Source organism: Larkinella soli, from assembly GCF_003703975.1.
Taxonomy (GTDB): domain Bacteria; phylum Bacteroidota; class Bacteroidia; order Cytophagales; family Spirosomataceae; genus Larkinella; species Larkinella soli.
Genome location: NZ_QTJY01000013.1, coordinates 69,167 through 88,900, shown reverse-complemented (window position 1 = coordinate 88,900; position 19,734 = coordinate 69,167). Strand labels below are relative to the sequence as shown.

Below are 19,734 nucleotides of genomic sequence, written 5' to 3'. Positions count from 1 at the left end.
ATTGGCCCTGAATTTAGAATTTAAAGGTACTTTTACATACTTCCCGCTACCGGACTGCGGCCCATTTCCATCCCATCGCTACGCAGTCCATGGAACCCATTCGTTTCGATGATCTGGCTGATGTCAAAGACATCCTCCTCCAGATCGAACGCCTGAAAGCCGCCAACGAGGATTACGGCAAGTCGTCCGTCAACATCAACCGGATCATCGCCGACTCGGTATCCCGGCTGAAGGCCGAAATTGCCTCCTATAAGGATCAGGTCGTCTCGCTGAATACCTCCCAGAAAGGTGCCAAGGAAGATCTGATGGGCCTGAAGGACTTCGTCATGGAGTCCACGAAAGCCTATAAAGCCAACTCGGAAGCCCTGCGCTTCAACGAGCAGGTCGTGGCCGGCAACGCCGAGATGGTGGGCCATCTGGAAAAGCAGATGAAGGCGCTCAGGGACGAGTACACCAAACTCGACCTGACCCAGAAGTCCGACCTGAAGCGGAAGAAGGAGATCGAACAGCAGGTTGCCCAGTCGACCCGCTCCTACGACGCCCTGATCAAGGCAACCCAGAAGGCTACCCAGACCAACAACGCGGCCGCCGGCTCTTACGATGCCCTGTCGAAGCATCTGGGCGAGATGAAGGCGCGGCTGCGCGGCCTTGATTCAGCTTTCGACAAGAATACAGGGGAGCTGAATCAGTTCAACCATGAAGCCGTCCAACTCAGTAAAGACATTGCCAAAGCGGACGCGGCCCTCAAAAAGATGGACGCGACCATGGGCAGTTTCGGGCGCAATGTCGGTAACTATCCCAAATCGCTCGGTGGCTTTGCGGGAGGCATTGGATCGGTCGCCAAACAGCTATTTGCCCTCGAAGCGGTAAAAGAAGTCGGCCAGATGGTCATTGACTTCGGAAAAGACGTATTAGACCTAACCGCCAAGTTTGAGAAATACAACGCGATTTTAGCGACCACGTTAGGAAGCACGGAAGCTGGGGCGGCCGCGTTCCAGATGATTCAGAAGTTTGCTGCCCAGACCAACTTTGGCGTCGACGAACTGACCGATGCCTACATCAAGATGGCCAACCGCGGTCTGCGCCCGGGTCAGGAGGAACTGATGAAGCTGGCTGACGTGTCGAACGCCACCGGCAAGCCGATGAAGGATCTGGTCGAGGCCATCAACGACATCAACAACACCGAACGCTGGAACGAATTCGGCATCAAGGCCAAAACCAACGGCGATAAAGTATCGCTGACCTTTAAAGGAGTCACCAAGGAGGTCGCCCGCACCGAGCAGGGCGTCATGGAAGCCATCACCGCCTTCGGGGAAATGCCGGGCGTGATGGGCATGACGGCCAAAATCTCCGGAACCCTCGAAGGTCAGCTGTCGAACTTGGGCGATAACTTCGACCGGCTGAAAACGACACTGGGCGGGGACATGAAAACCTCATTTGCGGGCATCATCAGCCTGGCCAACCAGCTCATCGACGCACTGATCGACATCTGGAAGGGTACGGCCCCAGTTCGGGAGAGTTTTACGAAGATTCTCGGCATTTTCTACGAAGTGGGGGCCTCCATCGGAACGATGATCAAGCAGTTCTTCGGCTACGAGTCGAAGGCGAAAGCCTCTACGATCGTCACCGACAGTCTGAATCTGGTCATGCGGCTGGTAGGTACCTCGCTGATTCTGGTAGCGACCAGCGTCCTGCTGGTTGTCGACGCCTACAACCTGCTGATCAAGAAAGGCAAGGAGGTCGCCAACTTTTTCGGAGCCGAATTCGAGATCGACCAGCGCATTTCGGTCGACAAGTTGATCGACGATCTGAAAAGCGCCAAAGAGGCCATGACCGACCTGTGGACGGCCCAGGCTAAGCCGGATCAGAAGCCGGCGACCAATCCCGGTGCCATTCCGGCAGCCGCCCGACCGCCCAAACCAGCCGGGCCAAAGACCGACCCGAAAAAAGCCGAGCAGGAAGCCGAAAAACGGATGAAAGCCGCCCTGAAAGCCGCCGAATCCGCCACGGCCGAACAACTCAAGGCACTGGAACGGGCGTTTGAAAACGGAGAGATACTGGAAGCCGACTACATCAAAAAGCGGCATGATCTTACCGTGGCCGGCGCGATCGCCCGTCAGAAGATCCTGCACCAATACCATAAGGCCGAATCTGAGGAGTTCAAGGAGGCCACCCGCGACATTCTGGACGCCGACGCCGACTACCTGAAGGCCAAAAACAAGCTGGAGGGCGAAAAATGGAAGGAAGCCCTGTCGGAAGCGAAGGAGGCCCTCAAACAGATCGGCGATGCCGAACAGAACGGCCTAACCAAACGGTTGGCGAATCTGGATTTGTACTATGCCGAGGAAGAACGCAAAATAAGCGTCGCCTACGCGAAACGGAAGATCACCGAGGAGCAGCGCGACGAGGAGTTGCATAACCTCCGCCTAAAGTATCTGGAGGATTTGACCAATGCGGTTACGGAAAGCTACGCCCAGCAGGCCGTAACCATTGAGGAGGCTTATAACGCGGAGATAGACGTCCTGGAAGACCTCCTCAAAAAAGGGAATCTTACCGCCAAGCAAAGAGCTGATGCTGAAATGGAAATACAAAGGCTCAAACAGGAAAAATTAAAGAAACTGGAGGATGAGGAAGCCAAAAGGAATAAGGCACTGGCCGACGCGAAGGTAAAAACCGCGGAAGAGACCGCCGAAGCCGAAGTTGAAGCGGCACGAAAGGCAACGGAGGCCAAGGAGCAATTGGAAGGATTGTACTTTCAGGCGTCTGAGGAAGCGATGAACAGTTACTTTAGCCTCCTCAATGATTTCCGAAATAAAGATTTAGATGATGTAGAAAAGAAGAAGGAGGCCGAAATCGAAAAAATTGAGCAAAGTGACGGTTTTGCCCGGATGTCCGAAGAATCCAAACGGGCTACTATTGCCATGATTGAGCAAAAGTATGATGCGCAGTCGGCTCAAATCAAGCGCAGACAGGCGATTGCTGAAAAAGCGCAGGCCGTTTTTTCCATTGGCTTAGAATTAGCCAAAGGCATCATGAAGAACAATGCCACGCTTACGCCGGTCTTAGCCGCACCCCTCAACGTAGCGTTGGGCGTGATTGCGGCCATTCAAACGGCTGCGGTTTTAGCCCGGCCCATCCCTCAGTTTAAAGAGGGTAAGGGGTTAGACAATTTAGATCGCTACGAAGGACCGGCGATTGCAGGAGAGGCAGGCAGAGAACTCTGGTTCAATGACTCCGGCGTTCAACTGGTCGACAAGCCTTCACTGATTCAGGTTGGCAAAGACGATGTGATTCTGCCGAACCGGTTAACGGAAAAGCTCCTTTCAGATGATCGGGCGTTTTCCGCCAGCAGTCTATTGTCTCAAATTGCCCAACAGGAGGCTTCTTACCAAAAATTAGGAAGGGACCGGATGGTTTATCGTACGGCTATGGCTCAGGCTGGCGGCAGGTCCGGTCCCAGTGCCAGAGAAATTGCGGCTGCCTTAGCTGATGAGTTGGAAAAACGACCCCGCTTGCAGCTAAATATTGATGAGAACGGGTTTACCCGGACGATCGTAGAGGGAACATCAAGGCGGATTTTGCTCAATCAATCACGGTATTTAGGCAAAAGATAGCCTACGCAATAGAGAAGCCCTGTTGGTCAACCTTTAGGGCTTCTTTATTGCGTAGGCTTAATAAGCGAAAGGAGTGCATAGGACTGCGAGGTGATGGGAGTATGGTCGCAGTCTGGTAGCAGAGAGGTAAGTTAAGATAAATCTCTCTTAATTTTTATGGTTTTAACTTATTAATCCAAATTTGAAAGACATACTGAAATTCTAGATTTGTTATACAATTAACTATAAATTTTCAGATTAACACGTTGAAAAGCTACTCTTAAAAAACTGTAAAATCTTTTAAGCTAAAAAAAGTTATAATTCTTGGAACAAGAAATTGCAATAGAGCAAATATGACTACACCTGCCTTTTGGAGTTGGGAAATTGGAATATCTGGATACATTGAAACGTTTTGTTTAAGTAAAAGTGCCCTATTATGCAAATCATGATCTTTTTCAAGGGTGGACTTTTGCATAATATAATCTAGAATTTCCTTCCAGCCATTTTTCCATTCAATTTGTTTAATGGTTAGTTTTATGCAATAGTACAGGAAAATAATTATTTCAATTGATCCAATAATGGTAATAATTACGCCCCAGGACCTAGGAAGAATTAAATCAAGGACTGAGCATATTATTATCAATGAAGCTATCGAGCCAATTATTTGCATCATGGTATTATACCGCTCAAGAGGATGAATCAGAAGCGTAATTGATTTGCCCTTTACTTTCTCCCTGACCTCATCACGTGAAGATAAAATACCAGACCAGGGAACTGTAAAGATCAATAGACCCGACATAATTATTGATAAAAATAACATTACGACAACATTATTTTCATTTCTTGCTAAACGTAAATCTAGGCTTTTATAAGTAAGTAGTTTGTTTGATTCAAAATCTAGATATTTTTCATGAAATCTTTTTAGTCTTTCATCTGCGTTTTCTATATCATCTTCTGTTATGGAAAACTTAGGAAGAGTATGTACAGAATCAATCTTTTCTAAATTTTCTTCTGAAAATCTCATCAATCTAAACGTTTCAAGTAGGCCCTCAGGCGGGATGTAACCTGATTCGATTAAGTTATGGTAGACTCCAACACCAAAAGCAATGGCTGCGATCATGCTGAAATAAAGTATATACTCAGCGGATATATCTATCATATATTAATTTTTTAAGGACAATTTCCATTGTTTAATTAATATAAGATACCCTATAAAATATTTACATACCTCGTTAAATAAATGGGTATCATCCTATTAGATATGTTTTCAGCTTGACTCTAAGGTAATTATTCTTATCTATCATATAGAATTTATCTTCTTAAAAGTAAAACACACCGGAAGCCTTCCGGTGTGTTTTTGCTCAATATTCATTGCTCAAGAGGCAAAAGCCCCGAAGGACAACCTTCGGGGCTTCTATTCTTGGTTTGGTTCAGCCTCCTGACAATTCTTTTACCCGTTCGGTCAGTTTTTTACCGGAAACCGGGATGCCGATGGAGACATTCGTAAACGGACTGGAGGTATTGATGTCTTTTAAGTCAATCGCCAGCGTCACATCCAGCAGCTTGATGGTGGCCTGCGCTCTAACGCCTAGTGTAAAATAACTGCTGACAAATAGCTGGTTGGGCCGGTGTGAATACTTCAAGTTGTTAACCACTACCCCTCCTAAAGGTTGAAAGAATATGTCAAATAACCGGGTAGCCTTCTCAATGGCGATCCCTGCGGTGATAAAATACTGATCCAGGTTTCGTCTTGGGACAAAAGCGTTTTCACTGGTCGTCAGGCTACTCTGAATCACAATTCTTCGATCAGCCAGCGCTTGCGTATAGGTTATTGTATCGGTGTCTCCTACGTTGACAAAGGCCACGGTGGGAATGATCTTACGCCGGACATACTCAAAATGACTGGTGACTGACAGCCGGAAGTCTTTCGATTTCTTACCCGCTAAGGTATAAAACAGATCCGCATATAACCCGGCGCTGCGGGTGGTGGTCCGCACATCCTGAACGAACCGCTGCACTACTAGCTGGGTCTTACCAACCTCTGCCGGGATGCCGGGAGTGGTTGTAATATACCGGGTCTGAGGCAAAGCCGTCGCGGAGTCTGTAGAGAAGTTTCGGTTAGAATAGCCCCCCAGCCGCATATGGAAGCCTTTCCCTAAATCGAGTTTAAAGATGGTTTCAAAGGAAAAGCTGGTCAGAGCGGCCCCATCATTAGCCGGATCGATATTCGAGCCGGTAAACAGCAGCACATCATCCCGGATCAGCACCGGCGCCGGTGGGTCCTCCCGGAAAGCGGTCAAGGCCACCACATGGGTTTCTGTCTTGGTGACTGAATTATTGGCCGCGTCCAGATAAGTATAGGTTAGCTCTAAGGTGTGGTATTCGGTGTCTTTTTTAGTCGTATCATCCGAGACATCCAAAATAACGGACCAACTGGATTCACCTGGCGTTGAAAACGAATGAACGGTAGGGTCAGTGTGAAGACTTACGCCACTGCCCGGACCTGAAAGCCGTTTGATGGTGACATTTTGAGCGGTAGTCACCTTCTTTGCCGTAAGCCCAACGGCCTGTGTGACCACACCGGGCTTACGCATGAAAGAAGAATTCACTTTGGTAAATTTAATCTCGGGTTGCACGTAGGTGGCCGCAAAAACAAGCCACGCAGGCAGGAAGAGTAGAAGTAGCTTCATAACCTCATCTGGATTAGATGAACAAACGACCATTATAGAATGAGGTGATAAAGTTGGCTCAGGCAGGATCGACCGTCAAGGGTAAAATTCCCGTATATCAGGGGAAATTTGCCCTTTTTGCTCACTTAGACCAATACCCATAAAGGAAAAGTCCTCTTTCAAGAACGGAATAGGGATAAATTCACCGGCTCAGAGTAAAACCTGAGAGTATTAGTAAGCCCTTAGGCAAAAAAACATGATAACAATCAGAAAAGCGGAAGTCAGGAAAATAAAAGCTGAAACAAATAGTTTAAGAGCCAGCCAAAGTAAATCGACGCCAAAACCTTAAATCGAGGTAGGTAAGAGAGAGGGCTGAATAAAATAAAAAGACCAAAGAATATATACAAGCAAACAATTACATGAAAGAGGAAACCAGAAAAATTTAAAATAATATAAAATATAAAAATATTAATTAACTGCACCCAAGATTACAAGAATTTTTATAGAGAATCAAAGGTAAAAATACAATTTAACGGAGTCTTTTTAAAATAAGTTTTGATTTAATTTCGTTGATTTTCAAAATTGTTTCAGAATCTATTTTTAATGAATTTTTAAATATAGAGAAATCATTTAAAGAAGTTACATCGAAAATCGAGTGTTTAAGTTTAAAATCATCGCTAAATTGCTTAAAAGCAGATAATGATATTGAATTATAAGGAAGTGGCAAATCCCTAAACTCATTAGGAGTAAGTTCAAGAACCCCTCCTCCATAATATCGTCCAAATAACTCGGCAAATGTAAGTGTAAGAGAATTGTAAAAAGAAAATACCAATGATTCAATATTGAAATTATCTTTCATGTAAACATTATAAGCGGCATCAGTAACAAGAATATTTGCCTCATTAACAAGAAGTTTAGGATAACTATGGCATCTTTTAAAGAAAAGACCATGACCAGGAGGTACAATATTTGGGACAATAAACCAGACCTTTCGTTTTCCACATTTATGTCTTGTATGAATTTTTTTATTTAAGCCTAAAGATAAATATTCAATAACGCTAGGCGGAAAAGAAGAGATAGAATCCTCACTTAACCGAAGGAATTTTGAAGGCTTCCCAGATTTTACCAAAGTTGCATAATCTTCCCCTGAGAAAATAACGCTACCGTTGACAAAAGCGCCTTTTTGGATAATTGGTTCAGTAAAATGATTAAGATTATAAAAATTTTCTACCTTTTCAGATACAATAAAAAAGTCGTTAGCTGCAGTAACAACGCCAGGTTTGGAACTACAAAAATCTTTAATCTTGTTTACCGAATTATATAAATTATAAAGAAAACTGATTTCATCTGAAGATAGAATATGGTGAGTCCATTTAGTTTCAGAATTAGATAAGGCTACGTTTTCATTCAAAAAAAAACTTTGTTCCTCCAATTGAGAGATATCAGAAACGTTAGAGAAATAAATTCCCTTTTGCTTTTGAGATTCCCGATAGCCAAATAAAATTATAGTATCTTGGCCAGTAGATTCAAACATTAATTGATTAAAAGTAAAAACCTCAATTCTATCAAACTGAGATTTTAGAAACTTTCTAATTTGTTTTGAAAAATTAACTTGTAAGAATTCTGCTGGTAAAACAAATGCTAAAATGCCATTTTCAGTTAAAAGTTGAGTACATCGAATCAAAAAAGAAGACCATATATTTTTAAAAAATTTTTCATTTAATCCTGCTGAAGTAAAAATCAAGTGAGAGTTAGAAATTTGTTCTGATGTTAACAAATTTGATTTAATATATGGAGGATTACCAATAATTAAATTAAATCTATCATTACAATCTTTTTGCCAATCAAGGAAATCCTGATTAAAGAATTGAAAATTAGAAAGGTTTTTACCTTGAGAGTAAAAATTAAAAATATTCTTTGCCTTAGTTAACTCAGGATCATTTAACTCAATTGAAGTGAACTTTATATCGGAGGAGTTACCAAAATTATTTTCTAAAAAAGCTTTAAGGAATGCACCATCCCCAACACTTGGTTCAAGGATGGATAAACTCCCAGAAGTGTTTAAGCTTTCTTTAACAAAGTTAATAATAAACTTTGCCAAAAAGTCGGGAGTATAATATGATCCAATTTCTTTAATGTTCAAGGGCGCCTAATTTCAAAAAGTTCGTAAGGTCTAACTTCAGCTTTCTCAGCTAAAGTATTATGTAATTCCCCAATTAATACAAATGCTTCCAAAAGTAACTCTTTATCTTCAATTCTGCCAATTATTTTCATTATTTCATCAATTAAAAGAGCTGCTTTTTTTATAAGTGTTAACTCTTTTCGTTCATAAACCAACTGAGCACGGTTCAAAAATAACCTTTCAACTAAATATCTTGCGGCAACTACATTGCCATGTAATAAGAAATTATCATCCATTTTAAATAAATGCGAATAATCTATTTTAGATGGATCTGGATAACATACAAGTTCAAGATCATCAGAATCATTCGGCCAATCGTTACTTTTAAACCTATTACAAATAGGGCAGGCATAAAATAAATTCAAAATGTCATTTTCCAAATGAATAAATTCTGGTAGCGATTTAGGCCGGTAATGATCTATATGGTAATTATTAATCCCGCCAAATTGAGATTCGGGGATTGAACAGTATACGCATCGATGAAAGCACTCCTCAGCAATTTGTTCCTTCCAATCTGAATAAGTTCCAGTTTTAGGCTGATTTTCAGCTTTTTTTAGTATAAGTTTCCAATTCATAACTTTTTGACTTTCGCTTGAACTGTCTGTAATAATTGATTAAGTGCATCTATTTGGCTTTCATATTTCCTAATCCATTCTCCTCTATCTTTTAGTGTATTTATAACAGGAAGGCTTAACTTTATTTGAAGCGCCTCAAGTCTTTCAGAGTCCTTTTGATCTATATCTCCAAGGGCAGCGAGTTTAGTCAAAGAATTATATTCTGCCATTTCTTTTTGATTTTGATCTAGATATCTTTGACTGGCCCTTATTATTATATTTACATACCTATCTCCAAACCAAATAAAATCTTTTCGATTTATAATTTGTTCAAAATGCCCAAATTTGGCACGCAATTCTTCATCATTTGCATAAGCAGTGACTGTAAATATAGGAATATCTTTAAAAACCTGTCTGATTGTATCAACTAAGTCGCTGCCTTTATAATGTACAGGGCCTTGTCCATCTTCCCTCCCATCATGCATTTTTTCATCAAATATTAAAACACATATTTCTTCATCTAAAATCCATTTTGAATATAATTCAAGGTTTTCAAATGGAAAGACTGTTATAACATCAAGATCACTTCCATTTGCCGAAAGCAAAATTTTTAATGCCTTCTGTAAGGTTTCTCTTTGGTCTTTGTTATCGTCAATTATTGCAATTTTTCCTGCCATGGCTATTTCTCCTTTGGTAACCAAACTTTAAATCTTGCGCCTTTAAGTATTGGATCTATATCAACCTCAATTGTTCCTTTTAACTCAGCTACTATGGAGGAAACAATTGTAAGCCCTAAACCAGTACCTACACTTTTACTTGCATTTGTACTACTATTCTTTGTTGAAAAAAGTGGATCGAAAATCCTCTTTCTAAACTCTTTTGCTACTCCTGGGCCAGAGTCTGATACCGCAAAATAATACCCGATTTGTCCATTCTTGTCTTCTCTTGCTACTTCAACTTTAACTTTTCTATCACCTGGTTTTTGTGTCGCTGCTGTGTACGAATTTGTTAGTAAATTTATTAGTATTGATTCAATATCCATTACATAGGTTTTACTAACAATCATTTCGCCTATTACTTTTATTTCTATTGAAGCCGCCATAAATGCAGGCTTTAATTCTTTTACTACTGCTTCAATTATTCTCGTAATATTTGATGCTTTTTTACTTCGCTTTTCTTTTTGCACTCTTGTTAGTGCATATGCACCCCAAGCAGATACTTTTGTTGAATGCGCTAAGGCTTTATCTATTTCTTGTACTGCATCTTCAATATTAGGCGTTATTTGATTTAAAATTAACTTTGCTGTATGGGTAGAGTTTAAAACTTGTGAAATTGAATTTTCCGTTTCATGACCAAATACTGCAGATGATATTCCTAAAGTTGCCAAACCACTTAAAACCCTGTTCCATGCTAGTAATTCAGTTATAGTTTTCTCAACTATTATTTCAACTTTAGAAACCGTCTCTGATGCACTTTCTACTATTTGTAAGCTTTCATCTTTAATTTTTGTGTCACCTTGCTCTTGAATTGCCTCTTTTAGCGTATTTAACCCTGCTTTTACAACTAAAAATTTATCTCTAATGTACTCTTTTTCTTTTGATGAAGTTAGTGTTTTTGTCTCTTTCTCCTTATCTAGCATTTGATATAAATCGGCTCTGTGAGTTTCTAATAACACTATAGAACCCATTACCAAATTTTTTAAATCATTGAAGGCTTCTGACTCTACTAGTCCTTCTCTAGCTGCACTATCAGTAAGTGCAATGTTGTTATCCCTTGTTATATATATTGCGCCAACAATTTGGTATGGTAAAACCAAACCTCCGTCTTCTCGCCCAATACCACCAGGATCTTTTGCTTTTCTTTCTGCTAAGCTAAGCCAATCAAATCCATTTTGTGAACTTGGAAATCCATAAGGCTTTACGGCAACATTATCTCTATATATTTTAAGGCCAGCATTTACATTTAAAAATTCTCTTAGGTCTGCCAATTTAAAATCTAAATCTGCTACGGCTGTAGCAGACCTTAAAAAGAATAATAGTTTTATTGTTACCGGTCCACAGCTCAGATCTTCACTTATTTGGTTTTGCTCGTTACTTGAAAATGTTTTTTGTATTAAATTTTGCCAAGATATTTCCTTAACTATTTCTTCTTTTTGATGCTTATCTTTGATAGTGTAAAGTAGGCCTTTTCCTTTTCCATCATATATAAGTGTTAATTCTATTTCTGCAGCCTTAAGAAATTCAGTACTTACTTTTTTTGATAATGATGATAATATATCATTTTTTAATTCTATTGAAAAATCTTTTATATCTTCAAATGGCGGGGTTAATGAGGAAAGTTCATTGTATAAATTTTCTACATTTTTTTCAGTCCAATTTTGTCTTAAGTTTGTTATTATTATTTCTGTTCCAGTTAATGAATTGTTAATTTCATTTTTAGGGATATCAATTTCAATAGGCTCGAATATTTCTACATTTATATCAAATACGTCTTTCCCTTCTGTATCAAAATCATCCCAATCTACTTTTAAGCCAACTATTTTATCATCACTACTTTTTGTTTTTAATACTAATTTTGAACCTAATCTATCAGTTGAAATTCTTCCAATGCCTTTTTCGCCTGTCCTCCTCCTGCCTAAATTACTTAACTTTGACTGTCTTTTATTAGAAAATCCGATTCTTAACCAATTATTTAACAGCTCCTCTTTTTTCATTCCAAAACCATTGTCTGCTACTCTTATATACTTCTCTTCACCTTTTGAATATATTTCAACAATTACATTTTTTGCGTCTGCGTCGTAACTATTCTTTACTAGTTCAAGTAATGCTGTTGTGTGGTCCTTTATGCTATCTCTCCCTAAATGGATTAGTGTCTTTGCATCTATAACAAATCTTTGGTATTTTGTGTCATATTTGGATAATTGATTCGATAGACGAATTATTTCTCTATAATCCAGGTCTTCTGATTTTAATTTTTTTAACAATTCATCTATTGTTTCTTTTTCACTTTTGTCCATAAATCTCTTTCTTTATTTTTAACAAATAATAAAACATTTTATCAATTTTAATTAATTGATAATTTTGGTGTTAGGTATTTAAGAGCATTTTCCTGTTTGATTGTACAAGTTTGGTTCTTTTTTCATTTCACTTTTTGAAGTTTTTGTATAATTATTTTTTGCATTTTTTTAGGTTTCAAAGTTAATCTTTCATTGATATTTTTTATCTGTGCTTCATTAATTTTTTTATTGCCTTTTGTTAAGGCAAATTCCAACTTTAATAATTAAATGCTTGATCTTTGTTTTGATGAATTTCTTTCTTCCACTTTAGCTCAAAATGATCTCTGTAATGCCAATCACATCAAAAGAATTGGGTAAGCTGATTCAGGATTTAAGGAAGAAGCAGGGGTATACTCAAGCTACCTTTGCTCAAAAACTCGGTGTCTCTGAGTCCACCGTTGCTGGGTACGAGGTTGGAAAGAATAATTTTACAGTTGCCACCTTGAAAACAATTGCCAAAGCATTGAATGCTGAGTTAGAGATAAATATCAAAACGCAGTAATTTTTTTGCTTATTTCCCTTGCATATATGCAAGGATTGCTTACCTTTGTAATACGGAAACGGCTCAAATCAGAAAAGGCGGAATAGCACCAACCCGGTTGCCCGCTGGACCGTATGAAGGAAGCCAACCCCTAACAAAAAACCCCAACGCTATCAGTTTGGCGACGTCAGCGAAGGGGCTTGTGACACCCAAAACACGTTCATGTCATGAGTACGGAGCAAAACTACGACAATGCCTCCTTTGGCGCAAGTGCGCCCCAACCTGGCCCCACCTCCCCGGACCTGCGGCCCCGCATCTTCCCCGGCGAAACCGGCGTTTTCTACCCCGCTGATCTCTACTTTCAGGAGTTGGCCCGGCGCGAAAAGCTGCTGAATCGCCATATCGACCACCGCGATCAGGTGATTGATTCCCAAAAGCGGCTTATTGACCGCTTGCTGGCCCTGCTGAAAAACCAGCTGCCCCAGCCTAAGCCCGCTACGGCCGACACCTTTCCCTACCGCTTCTCCCAAAACTGATTCTTTCCCATGAATGCATATAACGCTCAGGCGGGCCCCTTCTTCGGGCCCGCCCTCTACACCACGCTCTCCCAGAAGCCCCTGCGCTGCCGCTTCGAGTTTCGAAAGAACCGCCGTACCCTGCAAACCAGCCCGGCGGGAAGGGTTCAGGTGCTGATTTTCTTGGGCGAAGAAGCTTCCGCCCCCCGGTCAACAAAGATCGAAACCACCCGGCCCGTCTGGGAGAACCGCTACCGCTTTCCCAACCGGCCCGACTCCATTGACCTCAACACCAAGATCGAAGGCTTTCGCCGGAGGCTGGAACTGGCTCACCTGCTCTTGATGCAGGAGAAGATTGGGCCGACCCCACGGAACCTCTACCTATTGGCCGTGTGGATGCAGAAACGCCACCAGCGCACGGGTTTCGACCCTCAGACCGAAGCCTTTCACCCGGACGCGGAAGTGCAGCATACCTTTCGCAAGGAAGCCACCGATCTGCTCAGAGGCATTCGCCGGAAGGTCGTCACGCTGGAAAGCCTCTACGGGGAGTTTATCGCCGTGCGGGGCAGACTCATCAACGACAACCGGTTTACGCGGGACGGAGAGCAAATCAGCACCGCCACTTACCAGTCGTATGGCTACCGCTGGAAGCTGATCGAAACCTTCCTCAGGGAGGCCAACCTTGTCGACCGATCCCTGCTGGAGGTAACGGCCGCTGATGCAGTCAACCTGAAAGAATTTTTGCAGCGACAGGTGTCCCGCTACGGCCGGCCGGTCAAACACTCCACCATCGCCTACACGGTGACCTTCCTTCGTCAACTGCTGGATTATGCGGTGCTGAAAGGCTATCTGAAATACAACCCCCTGCATGCGGTTCGCAACGGGGGTAAGTCGAAAGCCAGCCCCAAACCGCTGACCTTCGAGCAAATGGACTTCCTTGAACGCTTGGACTTACCCCACGACCTGCAACACTACCTCGAAAGCTGGCTGGTGGCGGCGGAACTCTGCCTGCATCATGCCGATTTCATGGAACTGCCCACGATGCACTTTAAGACCGATCCGGTCAGCGGCCGCAGGTACTTCATTCACCCACGCGTCAAACAGCGCCGGGCCGACATTCACATGTACGTCGATGTGACGCCCCGCGCCGAGAGGCTTCTGGCGAAGTGGGGCGGGGTGAAGGGGCTAAAGTACGCCGGTTACAGTCTGTACCATGCCCGGCTGACGCAGATCAGCCTGTTGGCGGGCCTTCGGGACAGCAAAGGAAAGCCGATCCGGCTGACCTTCGGCATGGGCCGCGATACGGGTCTGACGCACCGGGCGATGCTGAAAACGCCTACGCTGGTCCTGCAAGCGAACGCGGGGCATACCTCGTCCGAAATGCTGACGAAGTACGTCGATGCCGGAGAGCAGCTACTGCTTAGCCAGATGGCCCAGACCAACCCTTACCACCCGCAAACACTATCTCTCCAATGAACGCCTTGATTCCCATTGAACAGAAAGAAGGCCGGGCGGTCGTTTCCGCCCGGACCCTGCACGGCTTCCTTCAAATCCGCTCCAAGTTTGCCGATTGGATGAAAAACCGGATTGAGAAGTATGACTTGATTGAGGGGCAGGACTTTGTGGTTATTTCTAAAATTTTAGAAAAAGGTCGGCCCGAACTGGACTACGCCCTGACGCTGGAAGCGGCCAAGGAACTGGCGATGGTGGAGGGTAACGAGAAGGGCAAACAGGCCCGGCGCTACTTCATCGAATGCGAAAAGCAGTTGCAGCAGACCGTTCCCGCCCCCGAAGCGGTGGCGGGCGGTTCGGCGGAACTGATGCTCCAGCAAGCAGCCCTCTTGGTCAACCACGCCCAGCAACTCACCGAGCAAAGTGGCCGTCTGGCGAAGCTGGAAACGCTGGTCACGCACCTGATCACGGGCGGTCGGTATTCTCAACCGGCTCCGGTCGCCCCGCCCCAACCCTCCAGCCGGGAGGAAATCAACAAGCTCATCAACGACTACTGCGGGGAGCGGGATATTCCCCAGCATGAAGCCTGGAACTGGCTCTATGACCGGCTCTACCAGCTCTACCGGGTCAACATCCGGGGCTACCGGCGACAACCGGGCGTCTCGCTGCTGGAGGTCGCCGAGCGGCATGGGCATCTGGAAAAGCTGTACGGCATCATTATGTCTGAACTCTTCTACCATGACTACACTCCGTGACCGGCCCGCTAAGCCCGTTAAAATTGCCGTCTTCACGCTTCGCATCGGGGCGAATACGGACTGGGTCTACCTCAGCCAGATCGTGCGCTTTGAAGCGGCCGGAAGCTATAGCTGGCTTATTTTAAAGAATGGGCGGAAGCACCTGATCGCCATTCACCTCGCGCGACTGTCGAGGGAACTGCCCGGCTTTATAAGGATACATCGGTCGCATCTAGTGAACGAGTCGCTTATATCCGAGATACGCCAAAATGGTCAAGGAGAGGTGTTTGCGAAGCTTGGTAACAATGAAAGGATACCTATATCGCGTCGATTATCTGTAGCATTCAAAAAGTCAATCAAAAGATGAGCAATAAGCAATCAGGGAAACTAAAAGGGATGGATGCCCAAATAATTGATTTGTATCTGTCTGGACTCAATCAGAGGGAAGTCGCTGAACGAATGGGCGCAAGCCGGAAGGCGGTGACCTATGTCCTGAAAAAAAATGAAGTTTCCATCAGATCAATATCGAAAACCGATGGTATCGCGGAGGAAATTGCCAAAGAGTACCTTTCAGGCAAGCCGTTGGGGAAAGTCGCTAAGCTATTCGGCCTTTCTCCTATGACCATATTCAATACATTAAAGAGGCGCAATGTACCAATTCGAGACCGATCCCTTAGAAACAGGCGCTATGCAATCAATGAGGACTTTTTTGATCGCATAGACACAGAGGAAAAAGCGTATTTTCTCGGGATGCTTTACGCCGATGGATATCACTTGCCAGAGAAAAACCTGATTGTGCTGATGCTACAACAAGGAGATGCGGAATTGATGGAAAGGCTCAACAGGTTGGTATATCCCGACAAGCCGCTTGTTTACGGAGAAGAGCGCCCTAAGAAAAAGGGTCATGTACACAGGTACTGCAAAATCCAGATTAAGAACCAGCGTATGTCCGGCGCTTTAGAAAGGTGGGGGATAAACGCACGAAAGACTTATAATATTTCTTTTCCTGACTTTATTGACCCGTCCCTTATACATCACTTTGTTAGAGGCTTCTTTGATGGCGATGGGTGGATAACTAATCCTGAAACTGTACTTCTTCGCAGCAATGATAAGAGCAGAACCACATTCAGGTGTACTGCTGGATTTATTGGGCATATGGACTTTATTGATCCACTAAGGGAGTTTTTAATGGCTAAATGTGATGTATATTTTCAAAGGCGAATTTCCCACCCGGACGGCTATTTAAAAATTATTACAATTTTAGTTGGTGGCAGGCAGCAGGTTTTGAGGTTATACAATTACATGTATCACGGCGCGACAATCTATCTACAAAGAAAAAAGGCGAGGCTTGACGCATACGCGAACCGAATTTTAAGACCCAGAAAGCCACCTCAGTTACAACATAAACCCATTAGGGTTTGCATGTTGTGTGATAGTCCAACAAAAAAAAGTCTGTATTACTGTCGAAAGCACTATAACCAACATTACTATAAAAAAAGAAGAAACCTCTTAGTCAGTGATTTTAACTCCTGAAGTCAAAATTATATCGTCCGATCCCCCAGTACAAGGACGGGAAAGGGCTGGACAATCTCGACCGTTTCGAAGGACCGGCCATCGCCGGGGAGGCCGGCCGGGAGTTGTGGTTCAGCCGGTCGGGCGTGGAGCTGGTCGACGGCCCGTCGCTGATCAACGTCGGCCGCGACGACATCATCCTGCCCAACCATCTGACCGAACGGCTGCTGTCGGACGACCGGGCGTTTGCGGCCTCCGGGATGCTTTCCCGCATCGCGCAGGGCGAAATGGCCTACCAGAAACTAGGGCGCGACCGCATGGCGTATCAGTCCGGTCTGGTCGGCCGGGGAATGGCCATCAACTACGACGCCGTAGGGCAATCCGTGGCCAACCACCTGCAGAAACTGCCCTTCGACAAGGTCGATTTCGACGAGCGGGGCTTCACCCGGACAATCGTGGAAGGCACATCCCGGCGAATTCTAAAGAATCAGAATCGTTATTTAGGAAGACGATAAAAGAATAAAACTTAAAATGGTTAAACTAAAAGAAGCCAGGGATCTGGCTTCTTTTAGTTATCGGAAGATGAAAGAAATCATCAGCATCTGCTGATCTGCCCTTAGTTAGATTTGAAGCTTATCTGGGAGTGAAAATCAATCTGGTCTCTGAAACTTTAACATTATGAAATGACCAGGTCAAGGAAGAGGTTTGCCAAGACTCCAAGTAAAGCCAAATCGTCAAAACTTGTCTACTGGCTGAACCGGCCGGTATACCTAAACTAATCTGTGCTGTGGTACTTCCGAGATTCGAAATAACCTGAGTCCTAGAAACGATCGTATCCGAATCTAAAGACGGACCATCTAAAGCCATAATCCTAAACCGGGCGGTCGTATCCAGAACACGAAAATCAGGCTCATACACAGCCACCTCAAAGGTGACATGGTAATAAACCACTCCTGAACTGGGGGTAAAGTAATAAGTCAGCCTAACGCCGGGAGGAGTTTCAATACTACTTAAAGAAGGCGAATCAAACGAGACACTACCGGTTGTAACGTGCCCCCAGGGCTCGGTGTGAACGTAAGAAGGAAACTGAAAGTTGACAAACCTCCAATCATCACTAAAAGGACGATGGACAGTAAACATATCGATTTCCCTTGAGTGCATTCTTAAAGGACGAAATTCACCAAGCTGAGGAATATCTCCCTGTATCCTGGCAAAGAAGTCCCGGTCGTCTAATAACCGCTGCTGGAAAGAAAAAAATCTACTGGGATTGTAAATGTCAAATTCATCATCAGAGTCGAAAAGGCGGACGTTTTTCAACTTCTCCATTAACCCGGCATAGTCTTTTTCGAGCATCTCCTTCTCTTGTTCTTCTTGCTTTTCCATAAGAGTAAGATTTTAGTCGTGGATAGGATATAAATGTCCTCAAGAATAGAATTCAACCTAATGAATTATCAGGAGAAGGCTGACAGTCATTTATTTAACGGGGAATTCCGTGGCTGAGCTTATTTTGATTTACGCTAAAAAGTGGCCTAACAAACAGGCGTTGGAGGGAAAAGCTTCTGCCGGGCTGTGATAGAGATTGACTTTCCGGCGAATTCTGTGCAAATAGGCGCGGCACTTAAGTAACTGTTACTGAAAGTCCTGAACTAAGTTCCCACAAGTCCAAGTGGACGAATTTTCAAGTCGGGAAATGACTTAATGAGTGGTTGTAAATTCCCTCCGGCATAATTTTTAGCCAAGAGAAGCACTCTTAAAGCAGAAACAGCTATTCAACCAAATAAAAGACTATTAAACCACAAGGTTAACTCTTCCTCTTTCAGCAGAAATTTGGCTGAGTCTTCACGCAATACTTTTTTTAAAATTTGTCTTACTAAATCATCGAGTTCGTTTGAAATTTCAATTAAAACATCAAGTTTGTCTTGAGATTTAGATAAAGTTTGGCCATGCAGGTACTTAGACCTAATTTTGTAACCATTTTTTATCTTTTCAAAAATGATTTGTTTTTCAGTAGAACTTCTTCCAATATACATTGCAACCCTCTCTGCAATTTTATGTTGAATCTCTCCTAAATCATTTGCTGAAAACAAACACTCAATTGCAAGTACATAGAATGATATTTTCGGAGGCAAAAATGACTGACTTCTTGCTATTTGAAGAAACAGAAGCGCTCTTTCTATCCTATTTCTCGCATTATATTTTTCGCTATGATAATCTGGGTTTAATATTAAACCTCTCTTTTTAACTTGAAGAGCATCTTCAATACTTTTTACAGAAGATATCTTATCAATAATTAATAAAAACTCGTATGCTTCTTCTAACTCTTTATATGTAAATTTAGTTAAAGTATGGTCACCCGCTGAATTACTAACAGACGTCTCCTTTCTATTAGTTAATATATAATTATCGTCAGAAACCGCCGTTAAAAGTAAAATATTTGAACTATTGTCCTTAACAAACCATAAACAAAACATGAAATATTGCAAAAGATTGGTGTCAATTTCTGTCCATCTAAATATAGGCTCCCTATTTTCGAATTCTGCTCTTGAATAAAAAAATGGGTTCTTCATATAGAAATCAAATTCTATATTTCCTATGGCTTCGACCAAATAGTCAGCGTTGAACTCTTTGGCAATCAGATTTAAGTCTTGATTAAGGACATAGTTGGAAACTCCGAAGAAATTTTGACCAGAAAGGTCTATTTCCATTAAAATTGTACTGCAAATAAAGTTAACCTTCATATTAGGAGATATATGTGAACATTTATAAATGAAAGATTATAGATAGTCTTACCTTAACTTCATTAAAGAATGATGTTATAAAGGTTCGGCTAGTTTAAAAGTCGGATCAGCGCTAGCAATCGAGATGATGAAAAAGGGATTTTAAATTCTGGATCAAATTGTTTTCCTACCGTAACATCAACTTCCCATATGTTATCCTTTATAATTTATCAGGATTTAAAGAATAATTGAGTTTTTCGAAATATAACT

The 19,734-nt window shown here is 42.8% G+C and carries 16 protein-coding genes; 8 read left to right on the top strand and 8 right to left on the bottom strand.

What is annotated here, in order from left to right; genetic code table 11:
• The first annotated feature begins 89 nt into the window (after window positions 1–89).
• Window positions 90–3,614: a tape measure protein gene (locus DX909_RS21030; protein WP_128547190.1), complete on the top strand. Its 3,525-nt coding sequence runs from the start codon at window positions 90–92 to the stop codon at window positions 3,612–3,614.
• A gap of 259 nt (window positions 3,615–3,873) precedes the next feature.
• On the opposite strand, the gene DX909_RS21025 is transcribed toward DX909_RS21030, so the two are convergent.
• The 6 genes from DX909_RS21025 to DX909_RS21000 form a co-directional block, all read right to left on the bottom strand.
• Window positions 3,874–4,713, bottom strand: coding sequence for a hypothetical protein (locus DX909_RS21025; RefSeq protein ID WP_128547189.1), 840 nt, complete (start codon window positions 4,711–4,713; stop codon window positions 3,874–3,876).
• A 310-nt stretch (window positions 4,714–5,023) separates the two neighbouring features.
• Window positions 5,024–6,283 carry a hypothetical protein gene (locus DX909_RS21020; protein WP_128547188.1) on the bottom strand — a complete coding sequence of 420 codons (1,260 nt, stop codon included), beginning with the start codon at window positions 6,281–6,283 and terminating at the stop codon, window positions 5,024–5,026.
• Between the two features lie 508 nt (window positions 6,284–6,791).
• Window positions 6,792–8,405 (bottom strand): N-6 DNA methylase, encoded by a 1,614-nt coding sequence (locus DX909_RS21015; RefSeq protein ID WP_128547187.1) that lies wholly within the window; start codon window positions 8,403–8,405, stop codon window positions 6,792–6,794.
• Entirely contained in the window at window positions 8,402–9,019 is a 618-nt protein-coding gene (locus tag DX909_RS21010) for an HNH endonuclease (RefSeq protein ID WP_128547186.1), read from the bottom strand. Before DX909_RS21010 ends, DX909_RS21015 begins: the two co-directional genes overlap by 4 nt.
• On the bottom strand, window positions 9,016–9,675 hold the full coding sequence (locus DX909_RS21005; RefSeq protein WP_128547185.1) for a DNA-binding transcriptional response regulator: 660 nt from the start codon (window positions 9,673–9,675) through the stop codon (window positions 9,016–9,018). Before DX909_RS21005 ends, DX909_RS21010 begins: the two co-directional genes overlap by 4 nt.
• 2 nt (window positions 9,676–9,677) lie before the next feature.
• Entirely contained in the window at window positions 9,678–12,014 is a 2,337-nt protein-coding gene (locus tag DX909_RS21000) for a sensor histidine kinase (RefSeq protein ID WP_128547184.1), read from the bottom strand.
• 316 nt (window positions 12,015–12,330) lie between these two features.
• Between DX909_RS21000 and DX909_RS20995 the strand changes: the two genes are divergently transcribed.
• The 7 genes from DX909_RS20995 (at window position 12,331) to DX909_RS20965 (ending at window position 17,262) form a co-directional block, all read left to right on the top strand.
• Window positions 12,331–12,555 carry a helix-turn-helix domain-containing protein gene (locus tag DX909_RS20995; protein WP_128547183.1) on the top strand — a complete coding sequence of 75 codons (225 nt, stop codon included), beginning with the start codon at window positions 12,331–12,333 and terminating at the stop codon, window positions 12,553–12,555.
• A gap of 206 nt (window positions 12,556–12,761) precedes the next feature.
• Complete coding sequence (locus DX909_RS20990) at window positions 12,762–13,070, top strand: hypothetical protein (protein ID WP_128547182.1); 309 nt, start codon at window positions 12,762–12,764, stop codon at window positions 13,068–13,070.
• Between the two features lie 9 nt (window positions 13,071–13,079).
• Window positions 13,080–14,525 carry a phage integrase SAM-like domain-containing protein gene (locus DX909_RS20985; RefSeq protein ID WP_128547181.1) on the top strand — a complete coding sequence of 482 codons (1,446 nt, stop codon included), beginning with the start codon at window positions 13,080–13,082 and terminating at the stop codon, window positions 14,523–14,525.
• The gene (locus DX909_RS20980; protein WP_128547180.1) at window positions 14,522–15,256 is read left to right on the top strand and encodes an antA/AntB antirepressor family protein; all 735 of its coding nucleotides are present in this window, start codon (window positions 14,522–14,524) and stop codon (window positions 15,254–15,256) included. The genes DX909_RS20985 and DX909_RS20980 overlap by 4 nt, the downstream gene beginning before the upstream one ends.
• Window positions 15,189–15,602 (top strand): LytR/AlgR family response regulator transcription factor, encoded by a 414-nt coding sequence (locus tag DX909_RS30130; RefSeq protein ID WP_374755870.1) that lies wholly within the window; start codon window positions 15,189–15,191, stop codon window positions 15,600–15,602. Before DX909_RS20980 ends, DX909_RS30130 begins: the two co-directional genes overlap by 68 nt.
• Window positions 15,599–16,768 (top strand): hypothetical protein, encoded by a 1,170-nt coding sequence (locus DX909_RS20970; protein ID WP_128547178.1) that lies wholly within the window; start codon window positions 15,599–15,601, stop codon window positions 16,766–16,768. Before DX909_RS30130 ends, DX909_RS20970 begins: the two co-directional genes overlap by 4 nt.
• A 104-nt stretch (window positions 16,769–16,872) precedes the next feature.
• Window positions 16,873–17,262, top strand: coding sequence for a hypothetical protein (locus DX909_RS20965; RefSeq protein ID WP_128547177.1), 390 nt, complete (start codon window positions 16,873–16,875; stop codon window positions 17,260–17,262).
• Window positions 17,263–17,380: 118 nt separating this feature from the next.
• On the opposite strand, the gene DX909_RS20960 is transcribed toward DX909_RS20965, so the two are convergent.
• Window positions 17,381–18,130 (bottom strand): hypothetical protein, encoded by a 750-nt coding sequence (locus DX909_RS20960; RefSeq protein WP_128547176.1) that lies wholly within the window; start codon window positions 18,128–18,130, stop codon window positions 17,381–17,383.
• A 386-nt stretch (window positions 18,131–18,516) separates the two neighbouring features.
• On the bottom strand, window positions 18,517–19,452 hold the full coding sequence (locus DX909_RS20955) for a HEPN domain-containing protein (RefSeq protein ID WP_128547175.1): 936 nt from the start codon (window positions 19,450–19,452) through the stop codon (window positions 18,517–18,519).
• Window positions 19,453–19,734: the final 282 nt, after the last annotated feature.